Source organism: Nocardioides humilatus, assembly GCF_008373755.1.
Classification (GTDB): domain Bacteria; phylum Actinomycetota; class Actinomycetes; order Propionibacteriales; family Nocardioidaceae; genus Nocardioides; species Nocardioides humilatus.
In genome coordinates this window covers 1-455 of record NZ_VUJV01000041.1, presented here as the reverse complement: position 1 = coordinate 455, position 455 = coordinate 1, and the positions used below count along the sequence as shown (strand labels likewise).

At 52.3% G+C, this 455-nt stretch carries 1 protein-coding gene; it reads left to right on the top strand.

What is annotated here, in order from left to right; translation table 11 throughout:
• On the top strand, positions 1 to 455 hold a 455-nt coding region (locus F0U44_RS23945; protein WP_223163810.1), incomplete at both ends, for a glycosyl hydrolase family 18 protein.

Genomic DNA, 455 nt, shown 5'->3' with positions numbered 1-455 from the left:
CGAGCGGTGCTCCAAGCCAAAAGATAGTATTGTCTATCGCGACCTTCGGTCGTACCTGGAAACTGGACGCTGACAGCGAAATTGCGGGAGTCCCTCCAATCCACACTGATGGTCCCGGCGAAGCTGGACCATACGTTAAGACTGAAGGTTTGCTCAGTTACCCAGAAGTCTGCGGTAAGTTGATCAACCCCAACCAGCAGAAGGGAATGCGTCCTCACCTCAGGAAGGTTACTGACCCCAGCAAGCGTTTCGGAACATACGCCTTCCGTCTTCCTGATGACAACGGTGAGGGTGGCATTTGGGTATCATACGAGGATCCTGATACTGCTGGCCAGAAAGCTGCTTACGTCAAGTCAAAGAATCTCGGTGGTGTCGCTATTGTGGACCTATCATTGGATGACTTCCGCGGTCTCTGTACCGGAGACAAGTATCCAATCCTTAGGGCCGCTAAATAC